This window comes from Falsibacillus pallidus (assembly GCF_050990905.1).
GTDB classification, from domain to species: Bacteria; Bacillota; Bacilli; order Bacillales; family DSM-25281; genus Falsibacillus; species Falsibacillus pallidus_A.
On record NZ_CP158866.1, the window covers coordinates 3,443,327 to 3,466,201 of the forward strand.

A 22,875-nucleotide genomic window follows, 5' to 3' on the forward strand; every position below is an offset into this window, starting at 1 on the left:
ACTATAAAAATTTTCCACTTAAATGTTATTTAAGAAAAAGATATAATAATAGGTAACATTAGGAAAAAGGAGTTTTGATACATGTCGAAAAAACTCGTTTCATTATGTTTGATTGTGCTTCTAACAGCCTTGAGCATTCTTCCACAGACGAATGCCGCCTTTGCACAATCAACAAATGAAACCAAAGTCACAGCCACTCAGTCCTTTCAAGTCAATGAAGATGCTGCTTTAACTTTTAAAGACAGCCAGCAAAAAGCAGGCCTTTTAAAGAAGGGCTGTATGTTCCAAGGTTTTCTGAACGATCATCAAGAAATAGAACTCACTGACATTGAACCGAAAGTCGTCGTTTCGGCTAGCGAGGTTCAAATGGAGGATTCTGATAAGGACGCAGCCATGACTGCTCCCAATGATGACTCCAAGAGAATTCAAGTCGTAAAAGAAACGACTGCAAGGGATATTGAAAACGATGAGATCATCGCGGTCCTCCAGCCAGGTATCATTCTTACAGCCGGAGCAGAGACAGAAGAGAATTTTGAAGTTTCTATCGGCGGAACAAAAGGATACATAGGAAAAGAAAATGTAAACGCGGTTGAGGCGAATGAAGAGCAAACCACCGCTCCGGAAGATTCAGCCGCAAAGGAAGAAGAAAAGTCTGAAGATTCCATAATAAATTCAGATGTAAACAAAGATGCGGAACAATCTCAGCCAGCAAAAGTTGAAGATAATAGTGCACAATTAAAAGCAGCATCTGACAATACCGCTGAGCCTGTACTGGCCACTCAGTTTGACAGCACTATAGAGTATTTTTCACCAAAGGCAGATATCGGTGTTTACGATAACCGCTCAGGGAAACTCACCCAGGCAGGAATACTGCAAAAAGGCCAGACGTATAAACGGTTAGGTCAAATGGGAGATTGGCATAAAATACGCTTCGGTTCTTTTACCGGATACGTATATGGTCCTGACACCCTTCCATCATCTAAAGATGCAGCTTCAAACTGGAGCGATGCTGTCGATTCCAGTAAAAAATTCAGTGTTTCTGAGGATGTCGATGTTTATGACAACTCCTCTGGTGCCCTTGTCACATTTGCAAAGTTGAAAAAGGGCAGCTCTTACCCAATCGTCGGTGTCATGGGGAGCTGGTATAAGGTCAACGTGGCCGGCCGTCTTGGTTATGTATACAGCGGCAGTGTGCAAATGGATTTTTCCAGCAGCGACCACTACTTCAAACCTTCTGTGAAAAATCTGGGACTCTATGACAATTCGACCGGCAAATTGGTCCAGGTAGCGACCCTTGATTCATCACAGGTCTATCCATTTAAAGGGATTAGCGGCAACTGGCTTCTTGTCCAATTCGGAAGCAAGACTGCCTATGTCTATAAAGGGGACGCCCAGCCTAGCACAAACCCTGGGATTAAAAACCTTGCCACATCCACTTCATCCCTTGGAGCCTTTACGATGATAAGGAATGCAGAGGTATTTGATAATACATCAGGAAAACTTGTTCCATATGGGATGCTTTCCAAAAGTGCCTCCATCCAATTCATCAGCAAAATGGGCAGCTGGTACAAGGTGAATTATGCAGGCAGGTATGGATATGTTTATGAAGATAACGTGAAGCTTCCATTTAAAACAACAGATCAGTATTTCGAAGTTTATGAAGACAACGTTTATGCCTATGAAAATACGCTGGGGTATCTGCGTAAAGTCTCTATCCTTCAAAAGGGACAAACATACAAGCGAATAAAAGATTACGGCAATTGGCACCAAATCGATTTGGGAAGGGGCTACGGCTATGTATGGAAAGATTCGACAAGGCCATCCTCCAGTTCCAAAGCTGCCAATTTCATCACAAGTCCAGTAACGAATACGGATATAGACTTATTGGCGCCTGAAGATGTTCAAATCTATGATAATACAGACGGAAAGCTAGTACCGTTCGGAACAATTCTTAAAAATGAATATTATCCTATTCTAGGAGAATCCGGATCTTGGTGGAAAGTAGCACTTGGAGACCGCCTTGGCTACATCAATAAAGCCAATGTCATCGTCGGTCCTATTTTCAGCTACACCAAGTACAACCAATCCCTTGCACAAATGACGGATACTCAAATGAATGCGCATCCGCAGACAGATTTATACCGCAATGAAAAAACGTATGTTCATAAAGATTACGTCAAGTTAAACGGGACAACTTTCCCGACAACAGGTACGGTGACAGCCGATTCCTTGAATGTAAGGGAAGCAGCCTCACCTTCCGCATGGATCCTTGGAACAGTAAGCCTTGGGCAGACTGTGACAGTCGTTTCACAGCAGGGAGACTGGCTGGAAATCAAATATGGGCCATGGAGAAATGCAAAACGTGAAGATGTAGCCAAATATCTTGATCCATTGAATTTCAATCAGGACAGTGCGGATTACTTCCAATTCCTTGTGCTTTCCCAAAATGCAGGAATCCGCTATGAAGATATCAATAATCGAATTCTTTTCGATAAAGGGATCCTCACAGGAAAAGGACAGGCCTTTGTTCAAGCCAGTCTTCAATTTAATGTGAATGAAATCTATTTGATTGCGCATTCGCTTTTGGAAACAGGAAATGGCAGTTCAAGGCTGGCAAATGGTATTCTTGTCAGTTCAGTAGATGGACAGCCAGTAGAACCGAAAATGGTTTACAACATGTATGGGGTCGGCGCTTTTGACAGCTGTCCGGAAGCATGCGGTGCAGAAACGGCCTATAAGAATGGCTGGTTCACACCGGAGGCAGCCATCATCGGCGGTGCTGAATATATCGCAAATCAATACATCCACAACACTGACTATGCACAGGATACCCTATACGAAATGCGATGGAATCCTGCAAGGGCTGGATCTCATCAATACGCAACGGATATTGGATGGGCAGTCAAACAGGTGGCCACCATTAAAAAACTATACGATTTAATAGACCGCTATACTTTGTATTTTGATGTTCCCGAATATCAATAGGAACGAATAGAATTTCATTCCCCCGCTCCCCCTCCTGCATTTAAGCAATGGCCTAAAAACCCATTCTCCTATGCAGGAATATGGGATGGGGGGTTTTTTATTTTCCCTAAGGAGTGTTTCATCATGAAATGGAGAGCAGTACCGGCCTTCATCCTTTCTTTATTCATCATTCTTCCAACAGTACCTGCAGCTGCCAAAGAAGAAACAAATGATGGATCACAAGAATGGATTCTTCAATTTAAGAATGATAGATTGATGGATTCTTTTATCTCCTCACATCCAAATATAATTGAGGAACGTGAAGGTTCGTTCATTAAAGCAGCAGCCACAAAAACTGAAATACAAGCATTAAGTGCAGTCTATCCGATGGAAGTCCAGCCAAATTATATAAAGAAAGCTACGTCCATTCAGTTAAACGATACATACGCCTCCCAACAATGGGGACTCGATGCCGTCTCTTTTGATGCGGTTCAGAAAAAGTACCCGGTCCCTTATAAAAATCTGCTTTTGAATAAGACATTCATTTTAAACGGAGTGTCATTCCCTTATGAGGGGCTTTCATTATCCGGCACATCCTTTTCCATTCAAATCAATGGGGAAAAACTCTCGAGGCTCTCCCTCACACTTGATCATTCAGAAGGCAACTGGGGATTTACCCTTAAAGATGAACACGGGAGCCTAATTGCAGAAAATTCCGGGAGCCTTCAAAAACTGGATGTATTTCTTCCAAAGGATAAGAACTTCAATCAGCTGTATATTTCCCTTCACTTTTCAGAGAATTGGAATACCACTCCCAAAGTCAATAAGGTGACTGGCGTGAATCATCCAGTCATTGCAGTCATTGATTCAGGTGTCTCCACACATGATGATTTATGCGAAAACATCCTGACAAGCCTGGGGAAAGATTATAAAGAAGGAATGGACGCACCCATCGATCAATTTGGACATGGAACTCATGTCACAGGGATTCTTGCAGCTTGCACGAACAATGGAAAAGGAATTTCCGGCTTATTGGGAAATGCGCCTGTCGATATCCTTCCATTAAAAGTGTTAGATAAAAATGGGTTAGGCGGAGATTTTGAAATCAGCCAAGCAGTGAATCATGCGGTTGATGTCGGTGCGGCAGCCATTAACCTCAGTTTAGCAGGAAAAGGCCAGACAACTATGCTGGAGGAGGCTGTCAAGAATGCATTCCATAATCAAATCCCTGTCATTGCGGCAGCAGGAAACTGGAACATATCAACCGAGTCGGTCTTTCCTGCATCGTATCCTTATGTGCTTACAGTTTCTGGATTAGATCCATCACTTCAGAGAGTGGGCACTTCTGACTACGGATGGGAAGTAGACCTCGGCGCCCCTGGGATAAATATTCTAAGCACCTATCTGGATAATGGTTATAAACTGCTCAGCGGCACTTCCATGGCCGCTCCAGTCGTAACAGCAGCAGCCATTCTGGCAGAGCTTGATCATCCAGGGATCAGTTTGATAGAACTGAGGGACCTTCTATTCACAAGCACAATTGATACCCTGTCCTTTGGATTTGACCAACAAAGCGGCTATGGTCTAGTATATCTAAATAAGATTTTAAAAGATTCAATGACTCTTTCCCGGAGTGAATGGCTGACATTAAAAAATGGAGAACCGGTTCAAGACGGCACATATCCTCTTGCGGTCTCCCCCGCTTTAATTGGAGATAAGCTGCATTTATTTATCAATGAACAGCTAATTTCCACAAGTGTGTTGAAAAGCGAAACGGAGAATATTGAACTGCCCGTACCTGATGGTTCTGATGGATTGCAGTTATTCTCCGTTATCAGTGATGGCAGCAGCATAAAATCAGTCAATCAACTATTTTTAAAAAATAAAAATGATGAAGGAGTAAAATCCTTCTCGGATGTCCCAAAAGACTACTGGGCAGGAAGCGATATTGAGAAAGCTGCAATGAATGGCTTTATTAACGGTTATGCCGACGGACGCTTTAAACCAAATGACTATATTTCCAGAAAGCATGCCGCCATGATGATGGATAGGGTCTTCCGATGGACAGAACTAACATCTTTGCTATCCCCTTTCCATGATGTATCAAATGAACTGAGCTATTCATCTTATTCCGTCATGGTCGCTTACCAGAAAGGAATCATCAATGGCTACCCGGACGGGAATTTCAAACCAGAAAGCCATCTGACCAGGAGCCAGATGGCGTTGATACTGAGCAGGGCCCTTCCACAGCTCACAAATGTGGAAACATCTTATAACTTTTCAGATCTCAAACAAAATAGTGAGACTTACACAGCCGTACAAAAACTTGCTGAAGCGGGCATCATTACAAAGCAGCCCTATTTTAAGCCCAACAATCCCATTACAAGGGCACAGTTCGCAGCCATGATCATGAGAACATACCGCTATCTCGACAAAAACCGAGGGTGAAACCTCAAGTAACACTCCAGGTGACTGTCACGCCCCGGTTTTTGTCGAATAGCATCAAAAAAAGAGTGCCTCGGCTATAAGCCGAGGCACTCTCCTGTTTAGGTATTACATTTTTTCTACTAATTTATTTGTGAATTTAGCTGCAAATGCATCTGCTGCTTCTTTTGTTGCAAAGTAGAATGCATATGTTCCGTAGCCTGCATCAGTGGATGTCACTTTGTAAGCGAATCCTGTTACAGCTGCGTGGCCTTTATCGTCTGTGTAAACCCCAGCAGTTGTTTCAGAGAATGTGTTATCTCCGGCAAATGCTGTTTCTGAACCAGTGTAAAGTCCAACCCCGCCCCATGCATTGTTAGAAGTCGTGATGCCATTTACTTTTACGCCTGTAGAAGCTGTAGCAGCAAATCCTACACCTTTCACTGCGTTTTTAACAGTGATATTGGAGAGCGCGGCATTTTTAACACCATTCAAATCGATATTGGATCTTCCTGCACCTGATACAGAAACGTTATCTATAGTTAAATCTTCAACCTGTTGGATTTTCATTCCGTACAATCCAGTTGCCGAAGCATCCACTTTCAAATTGGATACTGTGATCCCTTTTGTGTTATCCAATAAGACACCATATCCAGTAGACGTCACTTTCAATGTGTGGTCTTGACCATCAAGCATCACTGGATGATCGATAGTTAATGTATTATTGATTGCCACATCACCAGTCAAGTTGACTTTCGCTACTTTATCCGCTGCGACTGCTGCTGTTAATTCTTGAGCAGTGTCAACATTCGCAAGAGTTGAATCAACATTGAAATCAATCGTGTTTTCTGTTTTGTTTCCAGCTTTATCGAGTGCAGAGTAAACAAGGGTATGCTTACCGTCTTTGGAACCATCAGTTGCAATTGTGAATGGCTTCGCTGCATCGATTTCGTTTCCATCGACTGTAACGGAAAGTTTATCGAAATTGGAATCACTTGCCGCAACAGAGAATGTCAAATCATCTCCATAATGGAATTCAGTTTGATCAAGGCCAGTCACGTCAACAGTTGGAGCCGTTTTATCAATAGTGAATGCCGTTGTTGTTTTATTGCCAGCTTTATCCGTCAATGTCAATTCATATTGCCCATCGCGGTGCAGTTTTTCACCAAGATCGTAAACGGATTGTTTCGCACCATTATAGACCAATTCAGAAGATACGATATCATCAGCATCAGAATCTGGTGTTACATCCGCGTTGTAGACTTTATTATTTTCAACTCCAGTTACTGTCGGAGCTCCATCAACGCTAAAGTCAGTAGTGAAAGCATTCTTTTCCCCTACATTGTTTGTATACATAAGTTCCACAGTATATTTTCCTGCAGGAAGAGTTGGATTTTCTTCACGAAGCTTAGCGAAATCCACATCGATGGAATCAGTATCTTTTGTAGTGAATGTTTTTTCAAAGTCTCCGTTTTTCACCGTGACAACCGCAGTGTCGGCTTTTTCAGTCAAAGCAAAGTTCATATTTTTCAATTGTTTGAACTGCTCTTCATTGTAAGTAGTCTTCATGAACGCTTCGTTATCAGTGACCGCACCATTCACAGACATTGCCTTAAATTCAGGTTTTGTCGGTTGAACAGCTTCCATTGTTGCAGCGTACTCAAGAGTATCTCCAACCGTGTTAGTCGTTTTGATATTAAAGTAGTATGCACCGTTTGGAAGTGTGCCGCCATGTTTTTCACGAAGGGCTTTAACATCCAGGTCAATGTAGTTTTGGCCTTCACCAGTTGCTGTTTCCCTTACAAGCACAGAACCAATTTTCGTTTCTACAGCCAAGTCGATTTTATCAGCGATTCCATTTGTATAGAACGTGATAGTATCAAGCTTATTCAATTCTTCGCCGGTGATGTGGAGACCGTTTAATTGATCTGCATCCAATTGAAGGCTGTTGTCATCAGCTCCGACCAATTCAACTCCATCCACTGTCGGGTTGCTTTCAAAGAAGAACGCACGGTAGACAAATTGGGCGAACTGTTTTCTGGATGTATTGGAAAGAGGCATGAATTCTCCGTCATGGCCAATGGTTATGCCAAGTTCGGCAATTGCCGCAACATATTCATCAAGGTCTTTTGATACTTTATTTTCATCTTTGAATTCCACTTGATTTTTACCGCCGTATAAATCCAAGTCGAACGCAATGGTCAATACTTTTGCCATCTGCTGGCGAGTCATCATTTGTTCAGGGTGGAACTTACCGTCTGTCTTACCGGAGAAGATTCCTGCATTGCTTACAGCAGCAATTGCATCAACCAATTCCTGGTCTTTGTTATTCACACTTACATCAGGGAACAGATAGTCGCTGCGATCCTTTGGAACTTCAAGTTCTAATGCACGTGCAAGGATTTTTGCCACTTGTCCGCGGGAAATTGATTGGCTTGGCTTATATGTACCGTCTTTGTAGCCATTGATGACACCATTATCCGTTAAGTACGTGATTTCTTTATAACCGTCCATTCCTGCCTTTACATCAGAGAATGTAGATGTTTGTTCAGCTGCGAAAACAGGTGTCAGAGAACTTGCCACCATAACACTCGTCACAGATGCAGCCATGAACTTCTTGTAACTTTTTTCTTTATACATGAAATTAACCCTCCAATTAAAATATTTACCCCTTATTCCAAAATGGTCTTTTTATGAGATTTATTCCTCGTACTTGAAGTTACTGGAATTATAGGCTGCTTTCAATGATAAATAGTTTCATATTATGGAAGGGTTTAGATATGAAAGAAAATAATAGAAAAAACACCCTGTTTTAGGGTGTCTTCATTGATATTACTTAACTTTTAATTTTTCGACTTTTTCATTGATGAAGGAAATGTACTTTTCATCCTTTTGAAGATTGAAGAGGAACAAGGCTTTTTCAAAGTATTTCACAGCCAGCAGCCCTTTTTCCTCAAGTTCATAATTGTAGCCCAGATGATAATGCAATTCTCCGAGACAATACAAGTTATCCTTATCTATGCAGTATTGGATAGCTTCTTTACAATAATCAATAGAGGTTTTATATTCCCCTTTTTTAGTGTAAAGCCTTGCAATATTATAAAAAAGCCTCGGCTTGATATTGTCATCGCTGATATATGGCAGTAAATTCAGATGGTCCTTTGCAGACTGATATATTTTCATAGCTTGATCAAAATCGTGAATTTCCGAGTAGACTGCCCCGATTGATATATGAATCTCAATTTCTCTTTCCGTCCAGATCTTATCAGATACTTGGGAAAGCTTTAATGCATCATTTAACATCTTGAGTGCTTTTTCAGAATCCTTTTTAAAGAGAAATGTGCAAATGCCTTTATGCCAAAGCAGAAGCTGCATATTTCTTTTGTTTTGTGTAAATAGAGGGTTCTTCTCTTCTGTCTTAATCAAATCAAGTATTTGATCGTACTTATGGTCCCGGCGGTAGTTGTTTAATATTCTAGCGACTTCCTGAACGTAGTCCACCCTGGGAGTCATACCGATATCAAAGAAATAATTCACATCAAGACCGAGCTTTTGAGAGATTAAATATAACGTTGATGCGTAAGGATAAACGTCGCCTTTTTCAATCTTACTGATCTGCGCTTGCGTACAAATTCCGTCAGCCAATTCCTCTTGGGAAAGGCCAATCAGCTTGCGCAGTTCCTTGATTTTACTTCCTATTGCAAAAAAGTCCATGTAAGTTCTCTCCTAAATATGCCTAAAGTTATATTTTTATCTGATTCCGGATGATAATGTAAGAAAAAACCACAAAATAAGTTTTATAGGTATATAGAACGATAATGCGTAAATTAATTGTTTATGGTTTAATAATTATAACATTAAAAATTATCTTACTACTGCTACTAAGAAGAAAAAAGGGAGGATTTATTCATGAAAAAGAAATTATTTGCCATTGTTGCTGCTTCATTATTAGTTTTTGGTGCAGGTTACTCATTAAGCATTTCAACAAAACAGGCTGCCGAGCTGCCTCCAATGCTTGCTAAAGAACTTCCGCCAATGCTTGCTAAAGAATTACCACCAATGCTTTAATAAAATTATTTGCTGCATACCTAGTATATCGGAAAAATACCTCATTCTTTAACACTCTGCCAAGGCAGAGTGTCTTTTTTATTCATTTCTCCCTATATATATTCTTTCAGGAATATGCTTGTAGTTATATAAAATGGTGATTTTAAAGAAAAACAGGCTTTAATTACTAGTAACCGACCTCAAATTCCTATACATAAGATATACACCTTTTCTATAAACCTGTTATTTTATAGTTAGAAAGAATCATTATAGGAGGTGCAAGATGAAATGAATGAGATGGAAATGAAGATTGAACCCTCTTTTTTGGAAGAAGACAATGCCATTGTTTTTTCATTTAACTTCATGGTTTTTGCTGACAAAATTGGAGAAGCAGTCGTCTACACGTATTCAGAACACAATCATCCTCACCCCTTAACCTATAATTCGAGAGAGTGCTACGACTTAATGCCTGTTTTAAATAATCAAAAAGGAAAAATGGCTGTGATCCACGACGTAACAATCCTTGAAGAAAACAAAGAGCAAGGATTGAAAAAGATCCTATATTTTCTTAAAATCATCGGAATCAGCAAGGTATACTTTGCTGAAACCCTTTCTAACGTAGCGATTGTGTCCTGAAAAAATATATATCTTCAGTTGAATAACGAAAACGCTGGCGGCTGCCAGCGTTTTTCTTTTGTTAATCAATCATATTAATTATTGTAAAGAGAAAGCACTTTGGAGCCTTGCGCACGGGTAGCACCGCTTCCTGGTTTGAAAACATCTCCATAGCCTTGGACAATTTTCAATTCAGCAGCAGCTAGAATAGCATTCTTCATTTCAGCATCATAGCTTCCAAGATCTTTAAACTCAACATCACCTTGAGCTGTGTATTTGCCATTCTTCATCTCATAAGCTCTCATGATCATCGTCACCATTTGGGCACGACTGATTGATTTGTTCGGTTCAAACTTGTCAGGGGAGCTTCCTTTGACCAAACCATTTTCGAATGCCGCTGCGATTTCATCCTGCGTTTCTTTTGCCAATCCTTTTGTATCTGCAAATGGGGAAGCACCCTTTGCAGTCAGATCAAGAGAACGAACGAGCATGGAAGCGAACTGGGCACGAGTCAATTCTCTATTTGGATAGAAGATTCCATCTCCTGTACCTTTAACAATATCCTTCAAGAATAAATCCGTAATGAATGGGTTAGCCCATTGGTCATAGCCAACGTCCTTGAATGTATTGGAAACTTCTTGGATGCGACTTTCTGGATAGTACTCAATTGGGCCTGTTTGAGCTTTTACATATTCGAATGTAGCATCAATATCCGTTGGACCATTTTCCACCTTATCCCCTGCAAATTCTTTGATGCGGTAAGCTGCATGGTCAAGCATATAGTTATTGACAACAACTGTGTATTCCTCTTTTGGATCTACAGGTGTACCGTCAGGCAATTCTAAGCTTACAACTTTGTTAGTAGCATGGTCATACGTGTACTTAAATCCTGAAATGGAGAAGTCGGGACCATATTTTTGACTGATTTGGCTATCCATGACAGCTTTCAGCTGGTCGCCTGTAAGTGTAACTTTTGCAAGCGTGTTCCCGAATGGCTGGACCGCAAATAAATCGCCGAATGTGATATCCCCTGCATCTACATCAGCTCGGATTCCGCCGCCGTTCATCAATGCCATCTCAGCATCCATTTTCCATGCCATGCCGTCAGCAATCATATTGCCAAGAGCGTTGTCCCCAACAGGGCCGCGCACCCCGTATCCGCCTTCCAATACCATGTCTGTTGTACCTGCGACTTGATTCTTCACTACGTTTACTTTTTCAGCATATTTATCCACGATTGCCTGGACATCAGCATCCGGAGTGACATCTTTTTGGTAATTAAGGACGATTTGACCATCTTTCTTTACGATATCCCCTGTTGTCGGATCGATTTCCAAGTTTACAGCGGAGAAAGCTTTACCATATTCAGATGCTTCAATGATCAATTTTCCATCGACTTCGCGTTTAACGATTTGGTGGTTATGCCCCGCGAAAATGATATCTACTTCATCATCAACATGACTTGCGATATAGTCCGCTGTCCCTTCTCCACCGTCTTTATTCTGTTCAATTGGGATATGTCCAAGGACTACAATTGCTTTTACACCTTGGTCTTTTAAAATTTTCGTATATTTATTGATGGCTTCAACCTCATCCGTTACAGCCAGGTTTTCATTGCCTTTTTTCACAACGATATCGGGAGTCTCAGTCGTATCGATTCCAATAAAACCGATTTTTTGCCCGCCGATTTCCTTTACTTCATATGGTTTAAGAACTAAATCATTCAAGGAAGTATCCCATACGTTAGCTGAAATTTCAGGGAAGTCCATTCCATCATAGTTTGGATCGCCAGTGCCGTCTGCATTAGCTCCCCCATTGACCATACGCTTTAATTCAGCGATGCCTTCATCCAATTCATGGTTTCCTAGAGTCCCTACGTCATATCCCATTTTTTCCATGATTTCTACTACCGGCTCATCATGGAAAGCAGATGAGATAAGTGGTGTTGCACCGAACATGTCCCCAGCGTTGACATATAAAGTGTTCGGATTCTCTTGAGCTTTCTTTGCCATATTGGCTGCCAGGTAAGCTGCGCCTCCGACTGTTTCTTCCGTGCCATCCCCATCGATATCAGCAGTGAACTTACTATCAATATTACCGTGAAAATCATTGACACCTAAAAGCTGAACCTTAACATTTGCTGTTTCAGCCTTTACAAAGCTTGTACTGAATGGAGCTGCATAAGCACCTACTGCGAGCGCACTCATGAGCGCAAAGCTCACAACACGTTTCCCAATTTTACGAATCATATTCCCTTCCCCTTTACCTATTAAAATATGAAACCAATAACCTATTTCATTTTAGCAATAAGATGTAAAGTTGTGGTGAAAAATTTGTAAAATTTTATACAAATCTGTCAAAACAGATAATTCGACCCATTCCAAAATGAGATTCGACAAAATTACAAGTATAAATCCAGCTAATTTCAGAGATTGATATGTACCATGTATTTGTTTTATTGGGAAGAATTGCGATTGTTTTTATTTAATAATCTGGGTATGTTGGTTAGTGAAATTTATTGTTATGGAGTAATAGTTAAAGGGGGTAAGATGCTAATATGAAAAAACAGCCTATTAATGAGTTGTATTTTATACGGGCTATTGCGTGTATGAGTGTAGTGGGTATCCATTCTCTTACCATGCTGGTCAGTCATCACACCTTGCCACAAACAACCGTTCAAATTGCCAGGACATTGCAAATGATCCTATTATTTGCAACTCCGATGTTTATACTGATTTCAGAGTTCATACTGAGTTATGCATATCCAGACAAATTGCCGAAGGGTTTCTATAAAAAAAGATTTATGTTTATCTTTTTACCATACATCATGATGGCTCTTGTTTATTCTTTCTACTATAATTCAATTGGTTCCAATACCATAAAAGGATTTATGGATATATCGCTTCACAATTTATTACAAGCCTCTTGGCATGGTTATTTTATCGTGATCATCTTTCAATTTTATTTCTTGCACACTTTTTATAACAAATTTTTATCCAAGACGAATCCTTGGCTGATTGTATCATTTTCATTTGTTATAAATGTCGTTTATTTATATATCTTTAGTTTTATTGAACCGCCTGTGAATAATCTGCAAAATGCCGAAGAAATCTGGTATGGATATTCAAGACTACCTTTTTTAGGATGGATTTTCTATTTTTCCATTGCCTATTATGGAGGCAGAAATATTCCTCTGTTCAAGGAAAAGCTGCAAAAATACCGCTACGCCTTGATGTTGCTTGTCTTCTTTGCAGCAGGATATGTTCTATATAACTATCATTCTGGCACTCTGCAAATTGTGTCGTCTAGAAGAATTGATATTTTAATATATACAGTAATCTTATACGTATTATTATTCCAGCTTACTTCCAAGCTTAAAAAAGCGCCTAATTTCATTCTGCAAATCAGCCGTTATTCATTCGCTATCTACCTCTTGCATCCGCTAGTTCAATTATTAACGAATGACTTGCTGCCTGATAATATGAATATTATTCTTTATACAACTATTCAATTTACAATGGGAATTGTTATATCTATCCTATTGAGTATGCTATTGAACCGCTTACCGATTGGATTCGCCTTTATAGGGAAATTAGGTAAGGTACCTTCCTATTCCTCTTATAAAACAAACGAATTAGAGAATGCTTCTTAAAAGGCTAAGACCGGGCGAATTGACAAAATGCCCGGTCTTTTCTCATAATTACTCTCACTAGCTCTGATATTTCAATGCATTATTCGCTCACTATCGTTTTTAGCAATGTATCCGATCCTTCCCCCAATAATAATTCCATACCAGTTATCTAACTCTTCCAACTTCTATTAGTTGCCCTGAAGAATTATCAAACAACCCAACATCATTTTTTTTGTAAATATAGTCATCATCATGATAGGGCCTTATGAACCTTATGAATCATAGAAGCAATGGACGCAATGACCCTTTGGGAATACTCATAGCTGAAACCTGATGTAGTAATGGCTAATACATACTCACCCTTATCGTAGATGATACCCGCATCATTATAAACAAGATTCATCGGAATAATGCCAACTTTATGAGCAACGGGTACATCTGTAATGCCCGCAGGAATGGTTGTGTTATAGACCGTTCTCCCTTTTAACTTCTATATTAATAACAATAGGGACAAGAAACCTGTCCCCTTATCCCATTTTGTCGTTATTATTGAATGGAAGCACTCATCGCTCTATGTACAAATGCTGCAAACTGAGCACGATTCGTATACTCAGAAGGTCTGAAGCTGCCTTGTACTTGGGTCACATCATTTGCTAACAGGGTTGAAATAAATGATTCACTCCAGCTTCCCTTAGGAACATCAGAAAAACTGATTTTTTCTTCCCCAGTCAAAGCAAATGCGTTAACGAGGATTTTAGCCATTTGCTCCCTTGTCAATAATTTATCAGGATTAAACTTTCCATTGCTTCCGCTAAATATTCCTTCATCTACAACAGTAGAAATCACATCGTAGCCATACTGCCCCTTCTTCACATCCCTTAATCCTGGATCAGGTCTCGATTCAGCCTTAAGGTGCAGTGCTCTAGTCAAAATCATGGCTGCTTGTAAACGCGTGATATTATTCTGTGGCCCAAAGTTTCCATTCTTATATCCACTTATCAATCCACTTGAATACAGTTCATAAATGTCCTTATTTGCCCAAAAGGAGGATGGAATATCCTTGAATCTCAGTGGTAGGATCTGCCCCTTTTGATCTGCCTTCGCAATCTGTAATTGAACCTGATCGCCCGTAAGGACAAGTTGTGCGGTGCCTTCCTTCCCAGAATGATAGGTGGCACGGAGGATATAGTTTCCTGCAGCCAGGTTTTTAGGAAGAGTAAAATAAACCTTTTCTGCATAACTTGACTGTCCTGGAGTCAGACCTACAACATATTTGGAGTACGTACGTACTACTTTTCCGGAAGGATCCAAAATTTCTGCCACCATTGTCCCCCTGCTCACCACATTACCTGTATTATGGGTTGTCATCGTGCCATAAACGACATAATCATTGGCACGTGGATATGCACTTACCTCTGTCAGTGATATGGAGTTTGATTGATCGATTGGTAAATATTTTTCCTTATGTTCCGCTGTCCAAGCGACCGCCTCATCAATAAACGCCTTTAAATCCTCTCCTCCGACGAGACCATCCCAAGAATCCCCGCGGACTTGTTTGTGCCCTTTCGTATCGAATGTCTCCCATTCTTCAGACTGGTCATTCGGAATATTGATATAATCCAGTGGTTGGAAACCGATCCAAACAGCTTTCCCTTTTCCATACTCTATGGCATAAACCACTACATCATTAATAAAGGCTGATTGAATCATCTCACTTGCATTATCCCATTCATATACCCAGGAGTGGGTGTCATAGATGACCGCTGTCCGATCGAGATCAGTTGCTTTGTAAGGATAGCGTGCACTGTCATTACGAGCGAACCCATATCCAAAAAATGCTCCGCCTCCATCCTTGATGTACTCCTTGACTGCGGCACGCTCTTCCGAAGACATCATGACTGTATTCGGGAAAAAGATAGAATCATATTCTTGAAGTTTCTTTGCATCCTTCAATTGTTCATCATAAATATACGTAACATCATACCCCAACTGCTCCAAAAGGATTTTTGTTTTAATCCTCTTATTTTTAATGGATGAGGATAGCCCTTTAGGAAGAACAGACGTACCCTCGTATGTTCCACCTGGTCTTTCTATGAATGGGTAGGACTCCGACAAAGCCGAAACTGCCACCCCGATTTTGACGCCCTCATGAGATTTTGCATTCGTCGTAATCTGAAAACATAAAAACATAAATGCGGCCAGAAAAATGGATATTAAAATCTTCCCTCTCATTCTCTTCTTCCCTTCTCTTTTTAAATGCCAGACAACTCCTATTACAAAATATGACAATATTCATTTTAGATTAATTAGATAGATTTTTCCATAATTTAATATTTTTTCCTTATGCATCTTTCCTGTAATCGATCCCTTAATAAGAATCTTAAAATAGAAAAAAGGGAACCAGAAAGCCTTAGCTTTTGGTTCCCTTCTTTGAATATTATGCTTTTGTAAGAAGAGTGTGGGACAAGGAACCTGTCCCTCCGTCCCATTTGGTTATCTTCCGTAGGCAGTTATTCCGAGTTGGTAGATTTCTATAAATAGGTTTGTTGTTTGGTAGAGTGAGACTACAAGCCAGACACCCAGGAATGCATAGAACCACTTCCGTTTATCTGCTGGTATCAATGTTGAAAAGAAACCGATCAGCAGGTAGAAAACAAAGTTAAAATGGTTTGTATACATTGCTGCGCTTCTTAAGCCAAATTGAACAAATCCGTGTAAGACCAGGTTCCCTAGCAATACGAATCCTAAAAGCAAGACAAATGGATTGTTCCTCATTTTCCAAATGGTATAAAAGCTGACAATCAAAATGATGCCCACGAGGATTGCAGGAATGAGGTCCACATGACTTGATTGGAAAAATGCATCTTTCACACTTCGGTCAAGGTTTGGCGGAAAGATAGAGGAATAGAATAGATTCGTGAAGATTTTCCCTGGTAGCTCTATCAAAGGGTATTTTTCTGTGAATTTATCAGTATATCCTCCCAAGAAACCGGATGCACTTAGTAGTTGCCCACCACCGCCTCCAAAAAGGAGAACATAGTAGAATAAAATACCAAATACCAATACATGGAGCAATTTTTTAATTAAACTCATTTTGGCTACGACTAAATTGGCGAAAAATAGATATATATTCGTCACTGTCGTCCCAATCAACAGTATACCAGCCAGTCCATTTACAATCATTGACTTGGTTTTACTTAAATGAACAAGCAAGAGGAAAAAGAGGAGAGAGAATTGCCCCAAAAAGTATCGTTCTAAATTTACTGAAAAGAAAATTTGCTGCCATGCAGTGATGAACAGCAAGCCCAACAAAATCCTTGTCCACTTGGCAATACCGAAATCCTTCATAAGCTTCAAAATGATAAAGGTGTTTACACTCATAAATACAATTTGAATAAAAGCGATATAAATTCCATAAACCGTGGGATGCTTTGCCAAGACATCTGAACCCAGCAATACTTTAATGGGGAATATGAATGGCGACATAAAGTTTCGGAATAAAAAATGCCTTATGTCGGCAGCCGTTCCATAAAACCAATCTCCTTTAAAGATCACGCCTGTGTCGGTATCAAACAAAACATCGAATTGCCCATTGTTAAAAAAGATAGTTGTTTTAGGATAATATATGAGTACAATAGAGAAATAGAATAAACTTGCTAAAACGGAGAATATCATGGCAAGTCTATTTTTTTGCAAAAAATCTTTAATCAACTTTTTCACCCAGTCTTCTTTATTTAGTAACAGATTTTCAATTCCAGTGCTTCCAGCTTATAGTATACAATAGGTTATAGACGTAAAAAAGATTTTAGGAGAAGTAATATGTCTTTTAATGATAAAAATCATCAACAGCTCGAACTTAAACAGCAAAATATACTAATTTTGTTTCTGCTCCAAATGCGGCCAAAACAATGGACCAAAAATTTGCTTCTTTTTGCTGCACCTATATTTTCTATCAAAAAAATCGGTCTGGATGACTTATGGATGACCATCATCGGCTTCTTCTTATTTTGCATCGTGGCAGGATGTGTTTATATCCTGAACGATTTCATGGATTTAGAAGCTGACCGCATCCATCCAGAGAAGCGATACCGCCCCATGGCCTCCGGAGCCCTTAATCCCATATTTGCCATAACAGCTGGCGGAATTCTCTTAGTCGGGGTGCTTGTTGCTGCATCAACGATCAATCCATTATTTATGGGACTGCTGCTTTTTTATTTCATTTTAAACGTCTTATATTCGATCAGATTAAAGCACGTCGTTATAATCGATATCATGATCATCGCAGCGGGATTTGTCCTCAGAGCCATTGCTGGCGGGCTTGTCATTCATGTAAATTTCACATCATGGTTCCTGCTATGCACTATGCTTTTGTCCCTATTCCTGGCCATTACGAAAAGAAGACAGGAGTTCTTGCTGTTTGAAGAACAGAAAGGCTCCCATCGGAAGGTGCTGGAAAGCTATTCAACTGACTTACTCAATCAATTGACAAGTATTGTTTCAACTCTGACAATCATCAGCTATTCCCTATTCACTTTCACTTCAGGCCATACGACCTATCTCATGTGGACAATCCCACTTGTTATCTACGGCATATTCCGCTACCTCTATATCATTCATGTAGAAGGAAATGGAGGGGCACCTGAAAAAGTATTGTTAGAGGACAAGCATATCCTCTCAACCGTGTGTCTTTATGCAGTAACAGTCATCATCATAATAGTATTCTTTGATTAATCTTAGTGGAAAAGAGTGAACTTTTTGCAAAACTTTCTTCTTATTTTAGTTTCTGTATTCCTTAGTGCTGGCGGACAAATCGTCCTTAAACTCGGAGCCAATCATCCAAGTACTAGAGATGGAATCCTCGGCTTCTTCACTTTATATAACATCCTGGGCTTAGGTCTTTACGGCCTAAGTGCCGTGATGTGGATGCTCGTCCTCCGAAAAGTCGAACTCAGCTATGCCTATCCGATGGTTAGCCTGGGCTACGTCCTCGTAGTCATCGCCTCCTACTACATATTCGGGGAAAGCATCAATACATTGAGAGTTGCAGGGTTGGTTTTTATTATGATTGGGATTGTGTTTATTTCTAGGTCTTGATGGTTGCTTCTGTTATTAATTTACTGTCCCTATCTTTTTCCTTCTTGCATAACAAAAAGAAATGCCCTGCTGAGATCATCTCTCGGCAGGGCATTCTGCGTTTGGAACTTCCAACACTTTCGCGCTTTAAAGTTGCGGGGGTCAGGCACCAATATCCTTCTATTATGATGAATGTTTACTTAACCACATTTAAATATTGAGCTTTTACCCAACCTAGATTAGAGATAGCATACCATTGTTCACCGTCAATAACTTGTGCACCATAAATTTTATAGGATGAACCACCATCAACCCGACCTGCATATGCACCTCCAGGAGTGCTATAAATATTTACAGCATACTGTGTATTTATTGTACCCTTATATGGTGTTACATCAACGTGATCCTCTAATATAAAGGTACTATTTCCAATATCAAAATACCCGTGTCCATCAGGACCTATAGCCTTATTGTAAACCTTATAGGAACCACCATTAGGTACAGTGCCTTTTAGTCCATACCCTGGACCTCCAAATACATTGACTTGACTTGAACCATCAGCTGTATTTACTTTTAAAGTGGCCCATGTACCGTCAAATTTATGATAAACAGGTGTTTCGGCTTTTCCTAAGTAATCATACGGATCCACGCAATAGGCTGTATCCCACATATTGGTGGTACCTTTGAGTATTTCGAAGTGAAGATGTTGTCCATCTGGTCCACTAGGAATAGTGTGACCACTATATCCCATATAACCTAACACTTGTCCTTGAGCTATATATTGTCCTTTAGAAACTTGAAGGTTACTCCTCATATGTGCATATTTCGTAATGTACGTTTCTCCACCAATTGTGTGTTTAATAGCAACTAGATATCCATAGGATTTTTCAGGAGTTGACCCTGGATGATATTGAGCGTAAATTACTTCTCCAGAGGCACTTGCTTTAATTGGAACAGAACTGCCACTCTTTACAATATCTAAACCATTATGATCGGGTTGTATTCCCCTGGAGACAGTATAGCCGCTATCTACTGGCCAAGTGAAATTTACTGCAGCAAGAGTTTGTTGGAATGGCAGCAGACATAGAAGTAAGATAGTTGAAACTAATACTTTGAAAATCTTTTTCTTCAAAACGAATCCTCCTAATATATGGTTTTATTACACTACTAGGAAATAATAACATAAATTTCAAGTTTTTTAGCAACCAATATGTACCAATTTTTAGGAGGGAGATTATAATTATTTGTGGTAAAAAAGTTAACAACAAAAAGAAATGCCCTGCTGAGATCATCTCTCGGCAGGGCGTTCTGCGTTTGAAACCAATATCACTTTCATGCTTTAAAGTTCCAGGGGCATGCTTTATACTATTCTTCTTAATTTCATACTTCTTCATATAACTTCCTCCTCAAATAGAAATAGCCCTAATTCCTAGAAAGGAATTAGGGATTAGAAGCTTCTTTAATATAATTTATATATTTATCATTCCATTTGATCCGTTTTTGTAGAAATAGAAAAGCTCTGTAGAGATTTCTCACACAGAGCTTTTCAATTAACTTATTTAGTTTTTTTATTACTCAACAATAACTTTGACAGATTTAGTGATTCCATCAATTGTAGCATTGATAGTAAATGTCTTACCTGATGTAAGTGTTCCACCAATATTGATAGTACCATCAGTATCAATCGAAATTGCTTGAGCAGTATCATTATTTGTGATTACAAATTTGTAACCATCAGTGATTACTTCTCCGTATTGATCTTTAGCAAAGATAGCTAAGTTATCGGAACCAGTAACAATATTCTCACCATCTACAAGAGTAGCTTGAACAACAGCCGGTGCAGTTGCTTGATTTAATTCAACCGCTAAAGAAGCAGCTTTAGGTGTAGCATCAGAGTAAACTACATCTTTTGTTACAACATATGTGCTAGTTCCAGCTTCTACTAATACTTGAATTGTTGAATTAACATCTTTTCCATCTGTATCAACAGTTGTTGGTGTATATTCACCAGTTAGAGCATTGATTCCTAGTAAACCGTTTGATGCCGTGAAATCTTTTGCCATATCTTGGTTCACTAATACTTTTTTGCCGTTAACTAATCCGTAGATGTCAAGGTCTTGAGCGTATGATGCTGCTGCAGTAGATTCAGTGTAGAATTTATTAGCATCACTAATTCCAAACTGAGTAAGTTTAGAAGCATCAACTACTGAAACAGTTACTTCTTGAGTATCAAGCACGGTACCGTCAGCTTTTTTCAATGTTACTACGTATGTTTCGTTACCAGCAGTTGTGCTAGCAGAAATAGTACCGCCAACATTAGTAGTTACATCGCTATCAGTTTTTGGTGCAATAGTATAGTCTAAATCAGCAGTTGCATCTGTTGCATCGTAATTTGGTGCATCAATTGCAACACCATATTGGTCAACGAAATCTACATGACCATTTAATGTGGTACTCAATGAAGCATCATTTGCTAATAGTGATACAAAGTCAGCATCAACACCTTTAATGCCTGAAACTACAGGAGCATCATTAGCTGTTAAGCTCAACACTTGAGATTTACCAGTTGCAGTAACAAGTGTTAAAGTGATATTTTTCGCAGTTGGAGTGATCTTTAGAACCGCTTTTTTATTAATATAATCTTTTACAACAGACAGATTTGCACCAATGGCATTAATTGTAGTATTAGTATCTAAAGTTAGTGCAGTTGCAGAACCACCCACAGTTACGTCTTTAAGAGCAACTTGTTCACCATAAGTATTTGTAATAGAAACTGGTAGTTCAGTAGCCTTACCTACTTTTAATTCAGTTGCTGGAGTTTCAAGTGAAACTACATCTAACTTATAGTTGTCTTTAATTGTTACAGATGCACTTGCAGTTTTACCAGTTGCAGCAGCTACAAATGTTAATACTGCAGTACCATATGTTTGCGCAGTAGGAGCCGCTTGGAATTGAGCAACAACACCGTTATCTGTATCAACAAATACAGTTGTTGCTGGGTTAAGAATTTCTTTATTAGAAGATGTAACTGTCACGCTACCATTTAGGTCAGCGGCTTTTAATACATTCCCATATTGGTCTTTAACTTCTACTGGCATGTAGAATTTAGAAGCGTCATAATTAGCAACGTTTAAAGGCTTTGCGGCTAATACTTCGTCATCAGTTTTAAACTCACCAGTAGTGATTGATTGAACAGATGCAGCTTGAGCAACAGTTAGAGTTTTAGTCGCTGTTACACCAGTAGAAGAATCAACAACTGTTACAACAACCTTATCATCTGCTTTGAATAAACCTGAAGTACCTGCAACAGTTAAACGACCATCGTTATCAATAGAAACAGAAGATCCTTTAGATGTAGTACCAGTGATGTTAGTGTTAGAAGTGTTTAACTTCTTTGTAATTAACTCCCCATATTGGTTCTCAGCAGTTACATTAGTAACGATGTTATTACCAGAGATTACTGCGATATCAGATAAGAAGTTGATTTTTGTTAATTTCTCAGCTTCTACTTTAACTGATCCCGTAAGAGCTTTTTCAGTTAATCCGCTAACTGATACAGTATAGTCTCCCGCTACCATTGCTGTTGTAAATTCGATAGTTGCAGACTTCTTGTCTTCAGCGAATTTCACTTCTTTAACAGATGGCTTTACTGTACCGCGTTTAGCTTCAATAGTTGCCTTTGTTGTATCAACTGGAGTGTTGAATTCAACTTTTAATGTTTTAGCGTTAACCGCACAACCTAACCAAAAAAATCCGAGTTTCTTCCATTATATAAGTCTATGTGTCCCATGGAGTTCGACAATCTAAAACCCTTACCATTTGTAAAAATAAGTGGAATGGAATCTAAATTTCTCTAATAAATGGTACTCTACTTATAATGGAAAACAGGAAAAATAAAGTGAGGGTTTTAGTTGCTCATTCACTATAGCAATCTCCAAAGCGTTTCTTTTCATTGTCCCCCATAGAATCTTGAGAAATCGCACCGAACGCACCGATCTTTCAACTGAACAAGAAATAAAAATTCTATTCTATCTCTATTATTCATTTATTAATAATAATTAATATTAATAAATATAAATATAAATATTAATTATTATATATATATGTATATATAATCTCTT

At 39.3% G+C, this 22,875-nt stretch carries 15 protein-coding genes; 7 read left to right on the forward strand and 8 right to left on the reverse strand.

Going from position 1 to position 22,875, the window contains the following annotated elements:
- Positions 1-81: 81 nt before the first annotated feature.
- A complete protein-coding gene (locus tag ABTV07_RS17985) occupies positions 82-2,985 on the forward strand; it encodes an SH3 domain-containing protein (protein ID WP_433744892.1) in 2,904 nt (967 codons plus the stop codon).
- Positions 2,986-3,108: 123 nt separating this feature from the next.
- The gene (locus ABTV07_RS17990) at positions 3,109-5,412 is read left to right on the forward strand and encodes a S8 family peptidase (RefSeq protein ID WP_433744894.1); all 2,304 of its coding nucleotides are present in this window, start codon (positions 3,109-3,111) and stop codon (positions 5,410-5,412) included.
- A gap of 105 nt (positions 5,413-5,517) precedes the next feature.
- On the opposite strand, the gene ABTV07_RS17995 is transcribed toward ABTV07_RS17990, so the two are convergent.
- Both ABTV07_RS17995 and ABTV07_RS18000 read right to left on the reverse strand, forming a co-directional pair.
- Complete coding sequence (locus ABTV07_RS17995) at positions 5,518-8,028, reverse strand: S-layer homology domain-containing protein (protein ID WP_433744896.1); 2,511 nt, start codon at positions 8,026-8,028, stop codon at positions 5,518-5,520.
- 192 nt (positions 8,029-8,220) lie between these two features.
- Complete coding sequence (locus ABTV07_RS18000; protein ID WP_433744899.1) at positions 8,221-9,102, reverse strand: helix-turn-helix domain-containing protein; 882 nt, start codon at positions 9,100-9,102, stop codon at positions 8,221-8,223.
- A 195-nt stretch (positions 9,103-9,297) separates the two neighbouring features.
- Here ABTV07_RS18000 and ABTV07_RS18005 point away from each other — a divergent pair, with 195 nt between their 5' ends.
- Both ABTV07_RS18005 and ABTV07_RS18010 read left to right on the forward strand, forming a co-directional pair.
- Positions 9,298-9,456, forward strand: coding sequence for a hypothetical protein (locus tag ABTV07_RS18005; RefSeq protein ID WP_433744902.1), 159 nt, complete (start codon positions 9,298-9,300; stop codon positions 9,454-9,456).
- A 267-nt stretch (positions 9,457-9,723) separates the two neighbouring features.
- Positions 9,724-10,071 carry a hypothetical protein gene (locus ABTV07_RS18010; RefSeq protein WP_433744905.1) on the forward strand — a complete coding sequence of 116 codons (348 nt, stop codon included), beginning with the start codon at positions 9,724-9,726 and terminating at the stop codon, positions 10,069-10,071.
- A gap of 74 nt (positions 10,072-10,145) precedes the next feature.
- Here the strand turns inward: ABTV07_RS18010 and ABTV07_RS18015 are convergent, their stop codons facing one another.
- Positions 10,146-12,299, reverse strand: coding sequence for a 5'-nucleotidase C-terminal domain-containing protein (locus ABTV07_RS18015; protein ID WP_433744908.1), 2,154 nt, complete (start codon positions 12,297-12,299; stop codon positions 10,146-10,148).
- 308 nt (positions 12,300-12,607) lie between these two features.
- On the opposite strand from ABTV07_RS18015, the gene ABTV07_RS18020 reads away from it, so the two are divergent.
- Positions 12,608-13,702: an acyltransferase family protein gene (locus tag ABTV07_RS18020; RefSeq protein WP_433744911.1), complete on the forward strand. Its 1,095-nt coding sequence runs from the start codon at positions 12,608-12,610 to the stop codon at positions 13,700-13,702.
- 229 nt (positions 13,703-13,931) lie between these two features.
- Here the strand turns inward: ABTV07_RS18020 and ABTV07_RS18025 are convergent, their stop codons facing one another.
- The 3 genes from ABTV07_RS18025 to ABTV07_RS18035 all read right to left on the reverse strand — a co-directional run bounded on the left by ABTV07_RS18025 (position 13,932) and on the right by ABTV07_RS18035 (position 17,392).
- Positions 13,932-14,138, reverse strand: coding sequence for a serine hydrolase (locus ABTV07_RS18025; RefSeq protein WP_433751351.1), 207 nt, complete (start codon positions 14,136-14,138; stop codon positions 13,932-13,934).
- A gap of 89 nt (positions 14,139-14,227) precedes the next feature.
- Positions 14,228-15,913 (reverse strand): S-layer homology domain-containing protein, encoded by a 1,686-nt coding sequence (locus ABTV07_RS18030; protein WP_433744912.1) that lies wholly within the window; start codon positions 15,911-15,913, stop codon positions 14,228-14,230.
- 261 nt (positions 15,914-16,174) lie between these two features.
- Complete coding sequence (locus tag ABTV07_RS18035) at positions 16,175-17,392, reverse strand: hypothetical protein (RefSeq protein WP_433744915.1); 1,218 nt, start codon at positions 17,390-17,392, stop codon at positions 16,175-16,177.
- A gap of 108 nt (positions 17,393-17,500) precedes the next feature.
- On the opposite strand from ABTV07_RS18035, the gene ABTV07_RS18040 reads away from it, so the two are divergent.
- Positions 17,501-18,412: a decaprenyl-phosphate phosphoribosyltransferase gene (locus ABTV07_RS18040; RefSeq protein ID WP_433744917.1), complete on the forward strand. Its 912-nt coding sequence runs from the start codon at positions 17,501-17,503 to the stop codon at positions 18,410-18,412.
- 15 nt (positions 18,413-18,427) lie between these two features.
- Entirely contained in the window at positions 18,428-18,775 is a 348-nt protein-coding gene (locus ABTV07_RS18045; RefSeq protein WP_433744920.1) for an EamA family transporter, read from the forward strand.
- 175 nt (positions 18,776-18,950) lie between these two features.
- Here the strand turns inward: ABTV07_RS18045 and ABTV07_RS18050 are convergent, their stop codons facing one another.
- Together ABTV07_RS18050 and ABTV07_RS18055 are read right to left on the reverse strand one after the other, a co-directional pair.
- A complete protein-coding gene (locus ABTV07_RS18050; RefSeq protein ID WP_433744923.1) occupies positions 18,951-19,886 on the reverse strand; it encodes a murein hydrolase activator EnvC family protein in 936 nt (311 codons plus the stop codon).
- Positions 19,887-20,325: 439 nt separating this feature from the next.
- Complete coding sequence (locus ABTV07_RS18055) at positions 20,326-22,383, reverse strand: hypothetical protein (RefSeq protein ID WP_433744926.1); 2,058 nt, start codon at positions 22,381-22,383, stop codon at positions 20,326-20,328.
- Positions 22,384-22,875 lie beyond the last annotated feature (492 nt).